Source organism: Acinetobacter sp. H1(2024), from assembly GCF_046557555.1.
Taxonomy (GTDB): Bacteria; Pseudomonadota; Gammaproteobacteria; order Pseudomonadales; family Moraxellaceae; genus Acinetobacter; species Acinetobacter seifertii.
Window position 1 is genome coordinate 885,356 of the sequence record NZ_JBKGFO010000001.1, and the last position, 22,017, is coordinate 907,372.

1 protein-coding gene (running past one end of the window) is annotated in these 22,017 nt (G+C 38.7%); it reads right to left on the bottom strand.

Features of this window, described 5'->3' with window-relative positions:
• Positions 1 to 22,017: the 3' portion of a CARDB domain-containing protein gene (locus ACLCEG_RS04200; protein ID WP_410566121.1), read on the bottom strand. The gene runs 13,425 nt beyond the window's last position; only the last 22,017 of its 35,442 coding nucleotides appear in the window; its start codon lies off the right edge, out of view; its stop codon occupies positions 1 to 3.

The following is a 22,017-nucleotide window of genomic DNA, read 5'->3' on the forward strand; positions in this document are numbered from 1 at the left end:
TTAAAACAATTGTTTCCAGTTTTGTTGTGCAGTCTGCTCCAAAGCTTTTAACCATGCCTCAGATTGCTCTTCCTGACCAAGTATAATCAGATCTTCGTCTTCATCTTTTGGCAGAATATTTAAATCTAACTGGGTTGAAAGCAGTGGAATCTGACATGACCAATGCGCTTTAACCTGTAATGGAATAGATTCAACGTGGTTCACCCATGTAGAAACAAAACCATTTACCAATTGCCAAGGGCTTACACATGCTTGTCCACCTAACATTTTCACGACGACTGTTTTTAAAGTACTCGCACTTTGCTGGTTACTTTGCTCAATTGACTTGGCCTTAACCTGAATAGTCATATCCTGATTAGAATCACTTGCAAAGTGGATTTGACTCCAGTCCCATAGTGTTATATCAACCAGTTGTTGAGTTGAACTTACAGTAGCGTAATGTGTTCCATCGGTGAGCACCGTACCTTGGTTAAAACCACTAAGCTCTAGCTTAAGTTGCTCTGAACCATCTTGGTCATTACTGCGGGCAGCAATTATTGGTAAATAACTGGTTTGCCCAATCATTGCATAGACCAAATTTTCAGTTGAGGTGTAAGTTTCAACTAAGCGAATATTGCTTATAAAAGCAGTTCGACCAAATGTATTACCCTCTAGCTGTAAACGAATTGTACGATTACAACCATTCCCCTCAAAAGACACCTGTTGCTCTTGCCAATTTAATGCATTTTGACCGCTAGCAGCATCAAATACCGCAATCTGCTGCCCATCAACATAAACTCCGACACGCCCCATATTTGCTGCTTGACCTAACAGACCAGCTAAATCAAAACTTAAGCTATAAGTTGTACCAGCGACTGTATTTACTTGACGTTCTATTGCAGTTTGCTGATATAGCGTATCTTTACCATCATTTAAACGAATCCAGACATTTGAGTTTAAACCTTGTAAAGGAATGTTTTGACCAGAAGTATTTTTGAGTTGGTCACCAGAGTGCCACACCTCAAAGGCATCTAATTTAAACAATTGCTCTTTGTGGGTTGTCCAACCATCCGAGCTCCAACCATAAACAACGGTCGGATTTTTATTTAGGATTGAGTTATACACTCCACGCCATTCTGTATGGAAAACTTCTCGACTCGTTAAAGCATGCTGAGATTGGTGAGTTTCTAAATTTGGCGCATCTGCAACTGCTTCTACAAATACAGTAAGCTCCTGAGTAGATGTAGCAATACTTGAATTTGATTGTTCAATACTACTTGCAATGACTTGTAACTTTAACTCTCCACTAAAATCTTTTGGTGGTGTCAATTTCAAGGTATCGAGATTCCAATTGGTAATATCTACTACCGTATGCAGTTCGTTTACTGTGAACTTATTTACACCATCATTAAGTTTACTACCTAATGGTAAGCCTGCTAACGCAAGTTTCAGTTGCTCTGAACCATCGTTATCTGTCAATTTGGCATGAATACTCGATAGCGCAATTGGCTGATCTTCTTGACCATGGTTTAAAAGCTTAGATTTAGATAAAACAATATTATCAATCATTGCTCCTCGACCACTTGCATGAGTGAGCGGAGCCTCAATGATAATTTGAAGATTTTGTATCTGCCCAGTTCCAATAAAGCTAAACTGAATATTTTGCCAGTTCAGTTGATCATTTGGACTCGTATTGGCATAACTTGCAATACGCTTGCCATCTACATAAATACCAATTTGAGTAAAGCTCTGGCTGAAACCTAAACGTCCTGCATAATCAAAAGTCAGCGTATATTTTTGACCAAGTACAGTTTGTACTTCACGCTCAATCCCTAAAGTTTGTGCGACAAATGCATCAGCATCGTTGAGTTCTAACCAGTTTTGTCCAGCTGCCATCTTATTGGCATATACAGTAATCATCTGATCAGCTGCATTTTGCATTTGATCGCCATTACTCCATATTTCAAACCCATCACGTCCTGTTTGCGAACGATTAGGAGTTTTAATTAAGCGCCAGCCATCCAAATAACGACGTTCTAAAAGTGTAGATGTCTTATCTTTATTTGGAGCAGCTTCCCAAGTGGTGCGGAACAATTCCTCTTGGTCTGTTTGAGATTCACCAATAACTAATTCTGGTTTATCGGCAACAGCTTCAATATCAATAGTCATTACAGTATTTTGACTTTGTGCTTTGCCATCTAATGCGACATACACAAACTGAGCATAGTGCTGTTTTTTGTTACCCAAGCCTTGTGCGAGATAACCTTGACCACCCGAAGCATTAAGCTCTGGTATAAATCTCAATTTTCCTGACTCTATTTCCAACTGAGTAAATACATCATTAATTCGAACGGCAACCCATTGGCCTTCTGAAGCTAAGTGCTGTAACTGACCACTGGCTGGTAACTCAGTAATTTTAATAGTTAATAAATCACCATCGACATCACTTACCAAAAAGTCATTCCAGTGTAGTAGCAGAGCTTGATCTTCTGAACCATAAATAGTTTTCGGAACTGCTACTGGTGCGTCATTTACCGCATTTACTGTAATAGACACATTCACTACTTGTGAGTTTAATTTGCCATCAGTCACAAAGTAACTAAAGCTATCGTCACCAAAGTAATTTGCATCTGGCACATATTGGTAATGGCCATTTGCTAACTGCTCTAAACGACCATGCTGTGGTAACGCGCTGAATTGGGCAGTCAGTTGGTCGCCCTCTGCATCATAAGCACTTACTAATGGGTCGAAAGCTAAAATTTGATCTTCATCAGTGCTTATAATCTGTTCATGTAACACAGGTGCTGTATTTGATGCCAATACATGAATAGTAAAAGTATAAGGTTGTGAAGATTCTGTACCATCCGTTAACACAACACTAAATGCATCATCACCAACAAAAGCTTTATCAACCAAATAAACATAATGCCCTGTTGCTGCATCATAATTGATCACGCCATTTTGTGGCTGCTGGGCAATTTGTACAGTAATCGGGTTGTTCTCAGCATCTTGAACATAGGCATCAAAATCTAATACCAATGGCTCACCTGCCACAATTTCCAATTGTGGTTGGATATTGAATACTGGCGCATCATTTACTGCGTTAATCTCTAATTGCACTGTAGCAACTTTAGATTGTTGACCATCAACAGTCGTAAAGTAATAGCTAAACTGGTCTTGACCAAAATAATTCGCGTGCGGTACGTAACTGAACTCACCATTGGCAAGTAATACCAATTCACCATGTTGTGGTGCTGTTACTAAAACGACATTTTCAATTGATTTCCCAATCAATAAGTCATTACTTAATACATTGCCTGTAATAGTTGTATCTTCATCGAACTGGTAGTGATCATTCACTGCTAATGGTTCAGCTACTAAACGGATATTGTTGAGTGTGACAGAACTATCTGCTGCACCAAATCCAAGTAAGTCGAAAGACAATAAAACATCTCTACCTGCTAGCGCTTGGTCTAAGTTAATAAAGAAAGTTTGGCTACCATCGCTATTGATTACTCTCTCAATTCCTTGTGCCAAATAGTTTTGACCATTTGCCTGTAGATTAAACAAAGCATCGGTATTGTTCAGGTCACTCACCTTAAATAAGGCTTCACCAGTGTGAGCATCTAACAATGCCACCTCAAAAGCATCATCTGGACTATTGTTATAGTCTGTTAAATGTTGATCTTTTACAGTGAACGTTAAGACCTTATCTTGTGTACCAAGTTTAAAAGCTTGTGAAAGATTTGTGTGGGTGTTGCCAACTTCTTGAAGAATAGCTGAGTTTTCTCCCAGTTTTACACTACCTCGTGCTTGCCACATTTGATTAGACTGATGTAACTCAACAAACTGTGGGCTGACCTCGATATCACTATACCAAGTTGAGGTACTATTAAATTGAGTATTACGTTTAATCAACAGTTGAATACCCTCAAAATTATGAGTGGTATTCGTTGAGTTTAATAAATGTACAACGTCCTCGTGAGTTGGTAAACGGCGCACTCCCGTTTCTAATACAGCATTCATGATGTCATGGTCATGGTTCGCATGATCTAGCCCCAGTACGTGACCTACTTCATGAACCAATACTGTCAGTAAATCAACCCGTTTTGTTAACTCTGCATCAATCGCTGTGCCGTAATCTTCATCCGTCATATTAAATTCAGAAGATTCTTCTGGCGTACTGTCTGCAAACCATCCCATGCCTGCTGCATTTGGTGAGAATATAATCTGGGTTTCATTGGTTAAAGCGGCTGCTGAATCGGCTAATTGACGAATATCAAAACTATAATGTGATAATTTTTGGTTAATTTCATATTCAGAAATACCTGCATCAATCCAATATTGTTTCGCTGCTGGTAATAATGATTCAACCATTTCAAGTGTCAGACTATTAACAGTAGTTTCTTCACCACCACAGTTATGTACCCAGATACCATACTCACCGACAAAATAAGTATGGGTATTTTCAACTTCCAGATTATAAACAGTAGTTGTTACATACCCCTCACCCTCATCCCATTGAATGGTTTCTGGATTAACCCAGTCACCCTGACTAAAACCATGAAAATGCGCATTGGCTCGGTCTTCTTCTGGAAGTTGCTCAAGCAAGTCTTCTTTCCAATGGGTATTTTTACTATATAACTTCCTTAAATTTGGATTATCTTTAATGGTCTCATTCCATGAAATGATATTACCCGTAAATAAATCAACAGGTATTCCTTCACAACTAGATTCCAAACCGTAATTTGGCATAACTCCAATATTTTTATCAGAAGTTGTATAAATCTCTGCATAAGGCTTAACATTATATCCATCAAAACTGAGACTATATTTATTCCCATTTTTATCTACAACTACATCCTGATTAGTAATTTGATTAGCAGTAACCCAACCTTTTCCTTCAACCCAGAATGGATGTTCAGGTGTTACAACGAATTGCACTGAAGGCAATGCTATACCACTTAAATTAAATTTTTTCAGTACTTCTTTTCGAATTCTTCTTGCTTCAAAGAAATCTAAATCTGGATCAATCCAATATCTAAATTTCACAAAGATTACAGGTTGATTTTCTGTTTTTATTACTCTCGTTACGGCTTGATAGCTTTGCTGTCCTGTTACTGGGTCAGCACTCAATACTTTATCCCCAATCTGAATATCCTGTATTTGAACTAAACCTCGCTCAGTATGAACTAATGTACCTCCAACAAAACAGGTGTGATCAGGTATATTCAATGCCTGTACTTTTTGATAATTAATCGCCAAACCGTTGTTAGTTACTTGTTCCAATACCTGTTTAAACATATCGGTATTTACAAAATCACGGCTTGGATCAGTGAGGTCTTTTGCCATTTTGATTTTTCCTTCCTGTAATAATTGAGTCTGGGTAACAGGCGTAGCTTCTAACAATCCATCTGCTGTCCTAGTTAAAGCAATCCAATTTTCAGGGTTTGGACGATAGCCTAAAGCAGTATCAAATTTATTTGCCTCAGCAAAATAAATTCTTTCATTTAACCAAGATAAAGGTCCTGACTCTTTAGACATTTCAGCATAAGTATTTGGATATTCCGATTTAAACTTCTCCATCATTGCACTATATTGATTTGGATTTTCTTTAAGATCTTCCAAGAAAGCTACTACATCCCGTACTGTCTGCCCTCGTTCAAATTCAAGTAAATGGCTATATTCAGTATTTTGATCTAGAGCTTTACTGGCACGATATAAACTCTCCAATAATTCAACCTGTTCTCCAATATTAGTTTCAATATTTTTCCATTTTGATTCAGACTTCGTATCCATCGTCACTGTACTAAATTCTTTTATAGGTTTACCTGTTTTTGGGTCTATAACAGGGTTACCATGCTCATCCAATACTGTCAGCATGACACGAGAATCACCAACTTTAATGTAGTACATTCCTCCATCAACAGGATTTATATATACTAAAGTAGATGAAATCGTAGAACGTGACCTATCCGTTACATTTCCATTTTTATCTTTATATTCATAAAGAATTGAAATGTTACCTTCTGCTTGTTGTTCATAAATAATATTATGTTCATGCTGCTTATTCGGATTGGTTTTCTCAAGGAAAGCTACCATAGCCTGTATATTTTGTTGAGCATTATTCCAGTCAGATTGTCGAACTGCTTTTTGCAAGTTCTTCATGTAATACCACAATCCCTCATTTGCCTTATCCTGTGGTAAAACAGGAACGGCATCATATATTGTTTTTAAAGGTTTTCCTCGACAGTTGGTATTGTGTACCCAAATCCCATTTTCACCAATAAAGTAAGTGTGGGTTTCTTCTACCTCAAAGTTATAAACAGTCGTTGTTGCAATACCATTCCGACCATTCAAGCTTATTTCAAGCGGACTTTGCAGCAAGTCAGCAGATGCTTTTAAGCGATTAGCAACAGGTTCATATACACCATAACATAATGTTTCGGCAGTCTCTAGGTGAATGAATCGACCTTGATAATCCTCACTTGATGGATCAGGAATAAAGCCAACATCACTCTGATCAGTTTTATAAATCACCTGTAACGCTTGATTTGTTTCACCTACAGCAATACAACAAGCCGTTGAACCATCTTTCAAGATAATACTGTCACCACCTTCCAAGAGTTGGGCAGCCGTCCAGCCATAACCATCCACCCAGAATGGATGGTTATCTGTTACCAAAACTTCAATCCGTTTTGAGTTATTTTCTTCTATAGATTCAGCCGTAAACGCAAGGTAATAGATTGGAACATTTTCTGTCTGAATAGTACGAATAACAGGCTTATATTCCAAATTTCCGACATTATTTTCATCTTTTGATAAGACCAGATCACCTACTTTAATTTGTTTAATCGGTACTAACCCATGGTCTGTATGAATTAAAGTATTTCCAGCAAAACAAAAAGATGGTCTCTCTGTTAAACTGGTGGTGTAAACATGACCCTCCATCAGATCATCAACTTGTTTTTGCAACGTTGTATAGGTTAAAGATTGACCACTATCTTCTGCCTTTTTCAAAGCACTCACCATCGCGGTAATACTATCTTCCATACGTGCTAAAGTCGTATTAAAACCTTCTGTACTTTTTAATAGTTCTTTGTTCATATATATAGTAAGAGGACTTTGATCCTTAACCCACATATTTGTATATGAGCTTACTGCGTCTTTACTATTTGGAATTTCAGCTAAACGGAAGGAAGCATCAACATTTTGACCAAATGCCTTAACTAAATAAGTCTCATCTACCATTACAATCTGGATTTTTTTAGTTATACCAACTTCCGTATTATCTGTTAGCCCTGTAAAATCCTCTACTTTAATAACAACAACATCTTCGGGTTTTATTTCCTGCGGTAAACTTTTTAATTCTTCTTCGGTCAAGCTTATTACTTCGACATTATCCCAACTTTGAAAAATATCAGTATCAGCTACATCTTTAATTAAATGATCCAAATTCATTGGTTTTTCAGTATAAGTCCAACTATCCTTATCAACTAACTGATCTTTTGTGGTAAGGAAAGATGCATCTTTTGAAACTGACTTAATATTAGTTGGCGTTTCTTCAGTTAATTGTTTGGTCGATGAGTTCAATATTTCATTACCTTTTTTACGCTCCAACTCTAAGAATTGCTTTTTGGCAATCGCACTGTAATATTCATTTTTATTCATGAGTTCGAGTTGAGTTTCTGCAAGCTTTTTATTTACAGCCATGACCTCATCAAGTTTTCCATTCTTTAATTCAATCAGCTTTGACTGTAAATAACGATGTTGCTGAACTAAGGTTTGCATACCCTTGGCTACTTCACCACGCGCACGTGCATCTAAACCAAATAGCCCCGCCGCCAAAATTAAATCAAAAATCTGTTGAGAATTACCATGGACTAAGGCTGCTTCTGCAATTTCTTCTGTTAATAAAGGTATACCAACTTTATATGGAGATATAATTGAGACATTTCCCGCACCAATTTTTACCAAGTTCCATATAGAAGGGTTATCTTTTATCGCTTCTTGCCCCATCTGACTTAACACTTCAAGGTCAGGCAAACTCACCGATATATCAGACCCCGTTACTTTTTCAATTTGGTCAAGCACACCCGCTTTTTCCAAAAGATTTTTATAGACTGTGACTTGTACAGCCATTGCTCTACTCAATAAATCTATAGTTTCTAGTGGAATTTCGGTAAGCGTAGAGGCAATACCATCAATCATTTTCGGTGCCCATGTATCAAAAATATAGGATGAATAATTCCCATTCGTCCATGAAGTATTGTCATACTGAAGGTTACTTAAGACATGTTGAGCATCTTTAAGATTCTCTTTAAACCAAGTAGCATCAAACCCTAACGCATTTCCAAATGAAGATACAAATCCATTTAATAAAGCACTAAAAGAAGCTGTAACTCTAACCGTCGCTCTTTCCCAATTAGACATATTCTCGGCAGGATCATAACTTGGTAAGTCACTTGGAATGACAATTGAAACAGGTGAGAATCTTAAATTCACAATCTCACTTGTTTTATGATAATTATCGAGTCCATAAATCCAGCCAAATTTATGATTTGATCCATCAGAACTATCAAATCTATATGGTACGGTTTCTTTAATTTGAGTAGATTGCTGAGTTCCGGCATTCACGAAGTTTCGATCTATTGGACGAACTAAGTCTTTACCATCTTTAATTATAGCCGCCTCAATTAAAGCCGATGTATTCCATACAAACAATGAATGATACATTTCCCAAGAAGTGTTAGTTCCCCATACATCTAGGCCACCAGCAATAAAGTCATCAATCCAAACACTTGCCTGTAAGAGCCCATCAGGTGTGATTGATAAACTTCTAATTGAACCTCCCGGAATTGGAGTTGTGGCGCCCAAATACCTAGGTTGTCCGTCATAACCAAATGGATCTTCAATAATTCCTAACTTACCTCCTATTTGGTGTCCAGCACCAAATCCATTGTCATATCCCCATGCTGTCGGCTCATTAAAGAGAAAATTATAATCAGCAACAATTGCATATAATTTGTTATTGAACGTCACTAAAACAGTATCAGATGAACGCTGGATATTCTGATAAAAGAATTTTTTATACCATTGATTATCTTGAGACGCTGGAGATAGATCAATATTTTTGCCAGTCACTGTACCAGTTAACTTTCCTGAATCATCCAATCCAATTGTAACTGCTGTAATCCCACTATTACGATCTCCAGCACTCGAAATAAGAAATTCACCTGCTCTAGGTCCTGCCTGAACATTTTCAATAATTTTTCCTTTGTTCGCGACTGGGAATGTTGAACTTGATAAGCTAACAACAGCATCACCACTTAAGGTACCATCAGTTGTAATTTTTGCTAAGTCAATTACATACATATTCCCTACAGGATACTGTGTACCTAATGTCGTAATTAAAGTATTTGATAGTGATGCGGTTACAGCTAAATATCGGCCAGCACTAATTGCCATATCTCCTAATCCATATGGAGCTATGAGATTGGGAATATTAATTTGCTGCTGTACTTTAAAGTATTCAGATGAAGTTGAATCAATTAAGATGCGAACTAGTTTTCCTGAATCATCCGTTACATACATCCACCCATCATTTGCTTCTAAGCTTCTAATTCTGGTATTAGAGTTACTTCCTAAAAGAGTAATTGTGTGGACTATTGTTCTGGTGATTGTATCTAGGACATATATTTTTCCATTTTTCCCCGCTATAAATGCTTGAGTACCATCTTGATTATAGGTAATAGGATCATTTTTATATCCCATTAGCTCAAGCTTATTTCCTTTTTCATCAACATCTAATGTTCTTACATATGAAAATTGCTTCTCCGCATTTTCCATATTGTCTTTGATAGACAAACGTCCCTTATAGATGATAACTGAAGAAGGAGTTAATACTATCGTTTCGTCATTTGGTTTAGCAGTCCAGGTCGTTTTCAGATCACTATAAACATACTCTTTATTAACTGTTTTTTCGCCATTGTAATATTCATAGGCTTGACGTTCTATATAAATATAATGTTGCGACAACGAAATCTTAGGATCAATTTCCAGTTCAATTTTATCGAAAGATACTACTGATGGGGTTATCGCTTTCCAGACCAACCCTCTGTCAGGTTTACCAGTTTCATCCATTGAATGATCTAACTGATCACCTCTAGGAATCAACCACACTTTTACATTAAATTGACTACTTGGCTTATCTTGTGGAATAAAATCTAAGCCTGTTAAGGTAATTTTATTAGTATCTGGAGCAAACTCTAACGAACTGATTTGCGGCTTAGCCACTGTAGTACGTGGTACCGTAGGATAGGTAAGTACTCGGTTTTCAAAGTCAATTGATGTATTTGGAACACGTAACTGGTAAGTACCAGCTAAAGTGTAATTCATAGTGAATAATGGACTTGAGGTTGCATAAAAAATAGCTAAACCAGCAGCAGCCATAATAGGATTAGCAGTCATCGCAATTGCTGAACTTGATGCCCACAAAGCCCCAACATTTACTCCCCTAACATGAACCTCACCAGTTTCTTTATTAACTACACTTTTTGTAACTAACCATCCACCACTGTAATTCACTCCTGTATAAGGTGGACTAGATGTTCTAGCAACACCATCTTCACCAATTACACCGTTATCTAATAACCACCAAGTATCGTAAGATGTGCCATTTTCATCAACAATAACGCCTTTCTTCCAAAAGAACACTTCTGTTCCGGCAGTAAGGTTCTCCATTAAACCAGTTTTTGGATTTTTAGCTTGCTGTGGAACCTTAATTGCAAGTTGTAAAGGTAAGTTGGCCTTTTCCTCACCAATATTAATATCAAATGCAGTCAATGAAGTCAGTACATCTGGCGCTGGTAATGGCATACCTACGTCATCTAATGATTTCGCTTTAATTGATACCTCTGTTCCAGCTTTAAGTGCATTTGGCGCTACCATTAAAATATTGCCTTGATCATCTTGTACCACTGCGCCTTTCTTGACATCTACAATGGCTGTGCCTAGTTCAGGCTGTTGGATAATCAGACTAAAAGTATATTGGTGCCCTTTATTAATTACAGTAACTTGCGCAGTTCCTGTTGCTTTGGCATGAATTAAACCATCCGCACTAATCTCGGCAATATTGCTATCACTGATGTAGTATTTCGTGCCTGTAGATGCTACTGAAACCTTGTTACCATCGACATCTGTCACTTTAAGCTGACGCTCACCATTGAGTGGTAACGTCACTACTTTTGGATAGACATCAACTTCAAAACCATTATCGTTAAGCTCAGGTTCATCACCGTTTAAACTCACAGATATTGCATTTACCCCCTCAATACCTCTAGCAGACACATGGACTGTGGCAATACCTGCCTTGTTCGTTGTGATATTACCTTTGGCATCTACCGTAAGCACATCTGGGTTATCACTTACAAACTGTAAATAATCAGCAGTTAAGGTAACGCCATCCTCATCTGCAAAATCACCTGTTACATGCAAGCCTGCACTATTGCCCAAAGCGACAGCAGCTAACCGCTCAATATGAATTAAGACAAGTTTTGCATCGCTGACATATATTTTCAGTTCAATTGGCCGTCCTTTGCTATATCCATCATCGGCTTGCAAAGTTACCGTTGCGTAGCCTGAGAAACCTACTTCAGGTTTAAAACTTAAATTTTTACCATTAGATGAGAGCTGAGCAACACCATGAGTACTGCTTAAGATATTCCAATAAACTGCATCACCTTCGCGATCAACTGCGATCTGGTCTAATTGACCAGTTACAGATAAATCACGATGTGTTTTTAAAGCTTGTGTCCCTTGTGCTACAACGTTGACAGGTGCCTGATTCGATTTCCAACCATAATTTGCATACAAAACTTGTAGATCAGCATGATTAATAAGACCATCACCATTTAGATCAAACTGATTTTGTCCTTCTTGAGCTTGTTGCAACAAGGTACTATCTAAACCATCGACATTACCATCATGGTTAAGATCCCCAACAATAGACAGTCGGACGGCGACTGCACCAACTCCACTTATAGCTAATTGCTTAAAGCCTGCTGACGTAATACGTACTAGGGTAAGTGTATGCTCACCATGTCGTTGTTGTGACACAATAGTTGCATCGGCAACATTAATATTTTGAACATTACCTTGAGTTTCAATTGCAACTAAAACAGCTCCTGTTGCACCCATCGCTTTAATGGTTGATGCTAGTTCTGATTCACGAATAGCAAAATCAAAATATTGAGTTTGATTATTTAGATCGCCTTGCCATTGTGGTGCAGAATTATTTTGATTCAACCAATCAACACTTGCACCTAAATAAGCTATCGCTTTTTCTAGACGGACTTCTCCTGTTGCAGTGTAACTATAGCGTTGAACTACTTCTCCAGTGATTAGATTACGTACTAACTCAAGTTGGTTGGCACTATTGTATTTATACAACAAACTGATCGGCTCACCTTGAATACCTTGCCCAAGAATCTGACTAATACGGCCTTGGCTATCACGTTTAAACTCAATACTTTGAGAGGTTTCTCCACCTACCAATACAATATTATTTTGACTAACAAGCCATTGCTCGCCTGTATTAAAGTGGATAGAAAGCACTTTGCCTGCTTGGTCTAGTAAATAACGTGTACCATCTGGTGCAGTCAGATTGAAATAACTCGGAACCCAAGCCAGACCTGTACTTTCGTTATATAAACTCTGACCTTGTTGAATCAAGTTATCGATATGAAGATCGGTCGAGCTATGTGCAGTTAAACTCCAACCTTGCGCATTACTAAACTGTGGTGTGAATTGATGAATACCCGTATTTTCGCTAGTCACATCTTGCGTCTGCAAATTCAGCGTAAAGTTCAAATATTGAGTTTGTATTGCAGTTACACCTGTCAAACCTTGTGGGATTTGCAACCAGACTTTTGCTCCAGTTTGCCATGCAGCAACAGTACCAACACTGTTATTTAAACGTTGGTTATGAGTCAGTTGGGTATCAAATAATCCAGTTGTCCAGTTGGAGAAATCACCATGGCTATCTGTCGTAATTGAGCGAACCAGATCAATTGTTTGCGAACCAATTTGTAAGCTAGCATCTACATGTGTTACTTGATTCAGTTGTTTTATAACGCTATCGATCTCAATATTGGCATATAGCTCTTCAACTCGACCAACCAAATCCCAAGCAGTTAAGCGTAATTGATATGCTCCATTTACAAACAATGCTGGATCAATTGTAAAAATATCTAGCGTTTGATTGCTATAACTTGCTTTCAACGACACATCTTGCAATGTATGCCATTGCAATAGTCCTGTTGTATTACGGGCAATTTCTAATTTATAGCCCATAAGCTGCTGTTCTTTAATCGATGCAGTCAGGTCAGTAATGTTTTGTACCACAATAGGTGCGGTCGTAATTGCTGCACCTTTAAGTTGTCCTTGCCATGCTAAAACGGGTGCCGAATTATCTTGCAGATCTTTAACACGAATGGTCTGAACTTGTTGCTGACTAAAACCATCAATATCTATAGCAGTTACACGGATTTCTATAAGTCCTGGCTGTTGCCCAGTCAGTTTAATTCGCCCAGTAGAATCCAAGCTTACTACTTGCCACTGATCAGTTCCTAACGCACTGCCTCGAACTTCAACCATAGTATTAGCAATAGCACTAAAGCTATCCGCTCGTACCGTCGCTGTGACAATTTGTCCTGCAACCACTGGAATTGCCGGGGTAGTTTCAATATGTAAAGTAGGTTCATAAGCATTACGATCTGCAACTACATTAAAGGTAATTGCTTGACGAACCGTATCATAGCCATCTGAAACTTTAACATAGGCTACAAACTTACCAATTTGCCCTGCATTTGGTGTCCATGATAAGCGTCCTGTAACAGCATCGTAGCTTGCGCCTTGTGGCAATTGGTCAAAGCTTACAATCAAACCTTGAGTCTGCGCTTGGCCATCAATATCAGATACATAAATATTTCTATTATTGTTTAAGCTATTTTGAGCCGACTTCACAATGTCAAGTTGGAACTGTTGGCCTACCACTAAAGTACGGTTACTACTTTGAATTTTCGGTGCCTTATTCACATCAAGAACACGAACCTGTACAGTTTTGAGAACAGATATTTGTCCATCAGTCACCATAAATGTCAGGTCAAACGCCTTCTGATCACCAAATTGGTTATCGACAATATTATTCGCTGGCGTCCACTCGAGGTAGCCTGTCGTTGCATCAACATAAATATCTGCTGGCGTATTAGCATCATGTACTAATTGGTAACGCAGCGCATCATTGTCACCATCTTGTGCTAATAAATTAAATGAAAGGGTTTCACCTTCATAAACCAGTTGTAATGGCAGACTTGTAAATACAGGTTGTTGATTAACATTTGCAACCTGTATTTGGACATTACGATTAAGTTTGGCACTACCATCGGTTACAGTTACGGTAAAGTTGTAGTTACCTAACTGGCTGCTTCCCAAACTGCTTTGTGCAGCAAACATAGATGGCAACCACTTCAATACAAGCTGGCTTTGTCCATTACCTAATGCTTGAGTGGTGATATTGACACCTTTTGGTAAAGCACTAAATGACCAGTAGAGTTGATCTAGATCAGCGTCCTTAACCGTCATAGTCCATGTAAGCGGCTGTCCTTCTTGTGCCTGAAGAATAATTTGGTCCGCTTGTTGTACAACACTTCCACCTTGTTGTACCTGTACATCAAGTAATTCTGGCGCAAGATTAGTTGCCCGTACTACTATGCGAATATCTTGTGCAACTACATTTGGTACAGCGACAAAACCTTCTGGAACTGGATAACCTAAATCTTTTGGCGGTAAGCCCTGATCTGATACCTGAACACTTAAATCGTATTGACCTACTTGATTTGCCGTTGGTGTCCAGACAATTTCTGCATAACCATATTTCGCACTTTGAACAAGTTGTGCACCCGCAGGTAAACCCTGCACGATATAATTTAACGTGTCCTGATCTAAATCTAATACAGTAATTGGTACACGTATTTGTTGCCCAACTACGGCGACGTTTCGTGTAGGCACACTGAGGTTAGGTGCTTCACTATAGCTTCTAACTGTAACGACAAAACTCTTACGCTCTACCTGTACTTGATTAATATCGCCATCACCATTATCTCTTGCTGTCACGGTAATCGTGTAATCACCTCGGTGACCTGCTTGCGGAGCAAAACGGATTACCCCCTTAACATTACTACCCGACTGGCTTTGAGTATATGTCGCAAAACTTGGTAAACCTTCAATTTGCAATTCAATCGGGTTACCATCTTTATCTGTTGCTGTAATTGGAATTTCAATCACAGCCCCTTTATCAACAATTACACTTTGAACATCACCAATTTCAGGTGTACGGTTCGCATTAAGTACGTTAATCGTAAAAGTGCGTTCTGTAGAAAGCGGTTGTCCAGTACCGTTACCATCATCAGTTGCAACTACTTTAATCTTGTAAATGCCTGATTGTTGGTAATTTGGATTCCACTCAATTTCCAGTGTTTCAGGGTCAAATGTTGCTCCTTCCGGTAAACCTGTTACCTCATAACTTACTGAAGCAGGAACATCAGACATTTGAACTGCTTTGCTTTGCGGATGCGATTTAAAAGCAGGTTCAAATCCTGGATTATCTGGATCAAAAGCAAATATATTTAAACGAACACTTGCACCTTCGAGCACAGTCCATGTTGGACTAGATTCAAATTGAGGCGCAGCATTAACATTGTTGACCACCAAAGATAATGTTTGCGTTGCAACTGTGCGAACAGGAATACCGCCATTAGTTGGGGTATATGTTGCCACTAAGCGAATTGGAATATCATAACTACCCGCCTGTGCATAACCCGGAGTCCATTCCAACCAACCGGTATCTTTATTTAAGACCGCACCATTCGGCAACCACTCAGCGCTATAGTTCAGTTTAATATCCTGACCAGCATACTGCATTAGTCCATGTGGTAAGCTTCCTGCTAACTGCAAACTAAAACGCTCACCTTCACGCAATTGCTGTGCCGCCACTGGCAATAACACAGGTTTTTCATATCCTTGTTTTACCGTAATATTAAACTGATAACGGCTTTCGTGTTTTCCATCAGATACAACTAACTCGATATTTTCATATTTACCAGCCTGATCATAAGCAGGTGTCCAAGTCAACATACCTGTAGTCACATCAAATTCAGCCCCAGCAGGTAAATTACGTACCACCATACTGATACGATCACCATCTTCATCTGCAGCCAATAACTGCTGACTGAGGCTTTGGCCTTCAGCTAAGTCAATATCTCGTATGGTAGTAATAACTGGCACATGATTCGCACCCTCAACTTGAATTTTAAGTCGCTTAAGTGCAAAACCGCCACGACTATCAACGACTTTTACTAAAATTTCGCTATCTACACGATCTTGGGTCGTTGGTGTCCAATGCAACTGTGCATGTGACTGATAGCCTTGATCAGAAGCTTGCCCTGTAGTCACAGCATCGATACTGACACCTTTCGGTGCTTCTACAATACTCCAGTAGAACTGTTTACCATCCTGATCAGTGGCTATTAAATCTAAATTCCAGCTCTCATTTACTTTGGCCTTGAGTTTAGTTTCATCATAACTAACTACAGGTGGCTGATTGTCATAAGGAAGTGCATAAATTTGGTGTGTCAGATCAAATTTTAATAAGCGAGCTGCATCATTAGATAATGCTAAATCTTCAGCTTTAACTACAGATACAGTAATGCCTGTGAGTTTCTCTCCAACTTTTAGAGATCCACCGTGAGCCTGTAAATAGCTGCTGACGTCGAGTAACCACAATTCATTTTGGATGCCTTGCCCTTGGGTTGCTGAGACAATCCCGCCATTAAAATAATGCCCTGGATCGAGTAATAACAGCAATGGACCTTGAATATTATCCTGACCGATATTGGTGATTTTTACATCATAACTCACTGTACCATTTAAGCGGTCTGCACGAGTTTTATCAAACTCAATGCTAACGAAAGCACTGTAATCGGTCACGGTAGTGAAAGCTGCGGTGTACACTCCCTCTAGACGAGTTTGTTTTGCACTTTGCACATTGGATGACACTTCAAGACGCCATTGTCCAGCTGCAATATTTGGCAAAGTTAAAATGACACTATTCGTTGCGTTATCCCATTGCACAGACTCAGGAGACAAGACTTGATTAACATTTTTGCCTATACCAACAAATCGATAATTTGCTGGATTTAAAACACTCGCAATATCTGTACTATCATTTCCATTATTACCTAACCACATTGCTTGATCAAAAGTAATAGTTGCATTAGCGAGTGGTAATGGAATATATGCTCCATCCTGAATTGAACTTGCAGTAATGGTTGGTGCTTTGAGTAATGCAATTTCATCAATGCGATTGGTTTGAGCAAGTAAAATACGCTGGTCATGCGTAATCAGAATTGATTCGCCACGAGAACCGCCTTGCGCCAATTGAACCGCTTGGCGTTTTGCCAAGCTAATCATCCAAACGGCGGCATTATCCAGTTTTGGCAATGACTTATTACTATTGCTTAATTGTTGGCTATTATTTGCAGAAGCAAATAGCAAACCTTCAAATGCAGTACCCTTTTGACCAAAGACTAAGCTATCAATTAAGCCATTTAACGTATATTCAACCTCGGCACGACCTTTCGTTTTCCCAGTTAGTGGCAAACTAATAATATCGGTTTTACCTAAATGAGAAAGAACATTAGCACTCGTCCAACGTACAGCCCATAAACGCCCATCTGGTGCAAAACTTAGATCCGAGACTAATGCATTAGAGAAGTGTGTCCATTGCTGTCCTTTTGGGGCATTAGAGTCAAAAATCTCAATACCATTTCCAGACGAAACATAAATACGATCAGTTTCAGGTTCAATTATCAAAGCATGTGTTAAAGGTTCATTTGCAGGACCTTTAATACGCTCAATAATCTGACCGGTTGAATAATCCAACAACCACAACTCTTGACCTGTTAATACCCATAGTTGGCCCTTAGAATCTAAGGCCATATCCATAATCGGCTGTTCAAAAGTATAGAGAGGTTTTTGTTGGGTTCCTCCATGCTCCCCATAAATAAACAGCTGATTACGATATTGCCCAGAACTGACTAAAATACGATGGTCAGGCAACTCAACCATTGCTAGTGCGCCTACTTCACCTTGGCTAGCATTAAAACCGCTAGCAAACGCATTTAAAGTAAATGGAGATAAAACTGTATTTAAATCGGTGTTTTGATTTTTATCCGTTTGACCCACTAGACCCTTTTGAGCTTCTGCAAAAATAGTGTTATTAAAATAACTACGATCTTGTGTTGCTTGCGGGATTTGAGCAGTTTGTTGCAATGCCTCATTACTACCAATTTGAGTTAGTAGTTGTTGACGTGAACCATCATCTGGAATTACTGCATTAGATACTTTAGCAATTTCTTGATTACCCGCCACATCTGTAGCAACTGCTAAAAATTCGTATTGGGTACCTGTTTGTCCTACAAATAGTAGCTCACCATTGGCTTGTGTCAGTTGCTTCTGCCAAATCTTAAAGTCTTTGCCATTTTCTGCAACATACAATGTCACATGTTTAATGCCGCTTACATCATCTTGTGCAGACCATTTGACTTTGTAATGTACTTGATTTTCAACAGCACTTTGCTCAGATACAACCTGCACTGTAGTAACAGGACGTTGATTATCCAGAATATACGTTGAACTTTGGCTATCAACAGGTGGTGTATTATTTAGATATATACGAGCTTGCGTGATAATTTCTTCACTAGATTTTGCTGTCCCTGCTGCTTGAATGGTATAACCAACAAAACCTTTGTTATTTTCACTCAATTTTAATAAACGATGTAAATTTTGCGTTGAGACTTCACCTGTAGTTGGATCAATCGCTTGAATCAACCATGTCACGATATGGCTTTCAGTATCAACACCTGCACTGACTCGCAAAATAAAGCCCAAGCTACCTGTAAAATCAAAGTCGCTGCTAAAACTACTACGATTTTCTGGCACATGAATATTAATGTCACCAATTTTCATATCCGTTAAATGTAGGCTAGATGGATCTAGCTGCTCATCAATTGCTGTAACTAAACGGATTTCATGAAGTGACTGCTCGGTTGTATTTTGGAAATTCAGTTTAAATGGTAACGCCGTCTCGCCTGGAACATAGCTCTTACCATCAGTATGTGGCATTACTGATGGGCCTTGTACATGTACCACATCGGTATTTACAGCAGCCATTTGCTGAAGATATTGACTCAAAGCAAGCGCCTGTGCACCTATTGGGCGAAACTCGCCATCCAATAAGCCTAAATGACGTAAGTACTCTAATTGAGCCTTGTCTCCAGCGAAAACATTAAAGTTGATAAAATGCGTATTGCTCACATTATTTAAAATAAGATCTTCTTCAGTAATATTTTTTGGTACAGGACTCGTGGCTGAATTACCTAAATCATCTTGGCGCAGTTCATAATAATCAATCTGAGCCTTTAACGCATTTGGATCACCAGCCCATTTAGAAGTATCACCATACCATTTTTGCATTTGCTCAAAGAAAGATAATACGCTTGCTTTCGTTTGGTAACTTTCACCAGCTTTCGATAGTAAAATGCCAGTTGCTAAATTTGCAGTAAGACTAAGGACTTGAATACTTTCTTTAATAGCAGGCGCCTGATTTTCAGGTCGTAATAATCCTGCATCTTCTAAAGCAGCTAACCAACCCTGTGTCCATTGAGTTTCATCCGCTGCTAATGCTTTCAAATTTGTACTAGCAGACTTATCTTGTAAAATCGCATCACGCATTTTTAATGCATGTTTGATTTGATCTTGAATAAATTCATTACGGGTAATCGGTGTTGCCGCTGCAGCAATATTAAAACGAAAGTCTAATGCGAGCATTTCTGTCTCAGTCAGACGGTTTTCTGTATCTAAGAATCGTTCTGCAAGCCCGCGTCGAATTTTATTTAGATCTAAAACTCCTCCATCTAATAGACCTTGTGATCTCCACTCTGGATGTATGATATAGAGCTGCTCACGTAACCCTTCAAAATCCATTTTTAGCCATTCTGCCAAACCTGGATAAGTTTTAATATTAAAGGTAAATCCAGTATAGCCAGCAGCATTAATATCAAAAGCATAGCCAGGTGCTAAGTTAATTCCAGCAGTATTTAATGTTCCATCTAGGCTTGCCCAAGGAATTTGATTAATTTTACTCTTATCTGTTGGAGTAACACCGTATTGCTGGGTATTTGCCTGATCACCAACGACTATACCTGACGGCTGCCCCCCTACATTTGAACCAAAAATTAAGAAAGGTAAATTTAGCCCTTCAATCAGTGATTCGTTATAACCCATCTCCACAGCACCAATATCCAGACGGACATAGGGTGTATCAACATTGGTTAAACTTTGAAGAGAAACACTGTAAATACCTGTTTCACCTGGGGCGATTTGGCTTAACCCACCTAAACCAATAGTGACATCTGGTTCAATCGCACGTTCAACTAAGTAGTGATATGGCTCAACAACTCGGTCACCATTTGGATTAGTAACTATAATGTCATATAAGCCATGTGGTACTTGGCGTAAATCAAATATTGCACGGATATGTGTAGCATCTAAAACTTGCCAACGCTCTGGTTCGACTTCATAAACACCAGGACGGCTGAGCTTGACTAAGGCGCCAGCAGCAAATCGAGCACCATAAATATCCATGGTTACCCAACGATAGTCATCTGTACCTGTACCACCCTGATCTGGCGTCACTTTAGTAATAGAGAGTGGCAAAGTTTCCGCAAGGATTGTTGCCGCAGTGCCTTTAGGAGAGTTGCTCGCTTTTACAAGAATATAATAAATACCCGCCTGTGTGGTTGGAACCATCAACTCCTGATCAGGAGAGTTAGGTACGGTATAAGCGTAATCATATTGCCCTGCACTAGGTACGGCTTCGTAACGGATATACAACTCCGTAGAACCTTTCAAAGCACTAGAGTCTAGACGAACACGAAGTGTTTCTCCTTGTCCAACCTGAAGTTTGTAAAGATACTGATCACCACTACTTAATTCCAAGTCAGTGCTAGTATTCAACAGTAAGTTAGGAACTGTTACGTTAAAAGTAGTGGCTGAAGCGGTTTCATTATTCGCTTCAGCAGGAGCAATATTTAAACCCGTTTCGCTATAAACAATATCGCCTTCATATACTTCGTTATAAATATCTGGGCGAACAACAATATACCATTGCCCATCCTGAATCATTGGTAAAAGTGCATCAACAAATCCGGTATATTGTTGATGAGCATCTAAACCACCTTGACGCGTAAATCGTCCCAACAAAACATCCTGGTTATCCCAGCTATTATTTCTAGACAGATATACCGCATCTGACCACTGACCATGTGCTTGGTAATCAGCTACATTTTTTACAGTGTATTCAATACGAACTTTTTCACCTGTTTTTACTTGCTTAGGCAATAAAACATCAGTGACCTGTAAATCGACTGGATCAGGTTGAATGATTAATAATGGTTGTTCAGACGTAAGCGTATTATTTAAATCATTTTCAAACTCTAAAACTTTACCTGTTGCTCCACCTCGATAATAAGCGGGGTCTGTTACCACAAATACATAGTATGTTCCTTTTAATTCTGTAGGAATTTTTGCTTGAATAGAGGCTGAATATTCAGCATTTGCAGCTAATCCACCACTATGATCAACGAAACCTAAAAGTTTATCTTTACTTAAATCTAGCACTCGGTCGGTAGATAAATAAATGAGATCAGTCCAAGTACCTTGATCTGAAGGTGTTCGTCCTCCAAAATTTTTGACTTTATAAGTAATATTAACCTTTTGCCCCGAAATGACACTGGCTGGGCTAGTAACGTCTACAACTTGTAAATCAGGTGGACTAACATAATTAATTGTTAAAGCAATTGATTTTTCATTATTCGCTTCGTCTTTAAACTCTAAAACAGCACCTTGATCATAATTAGA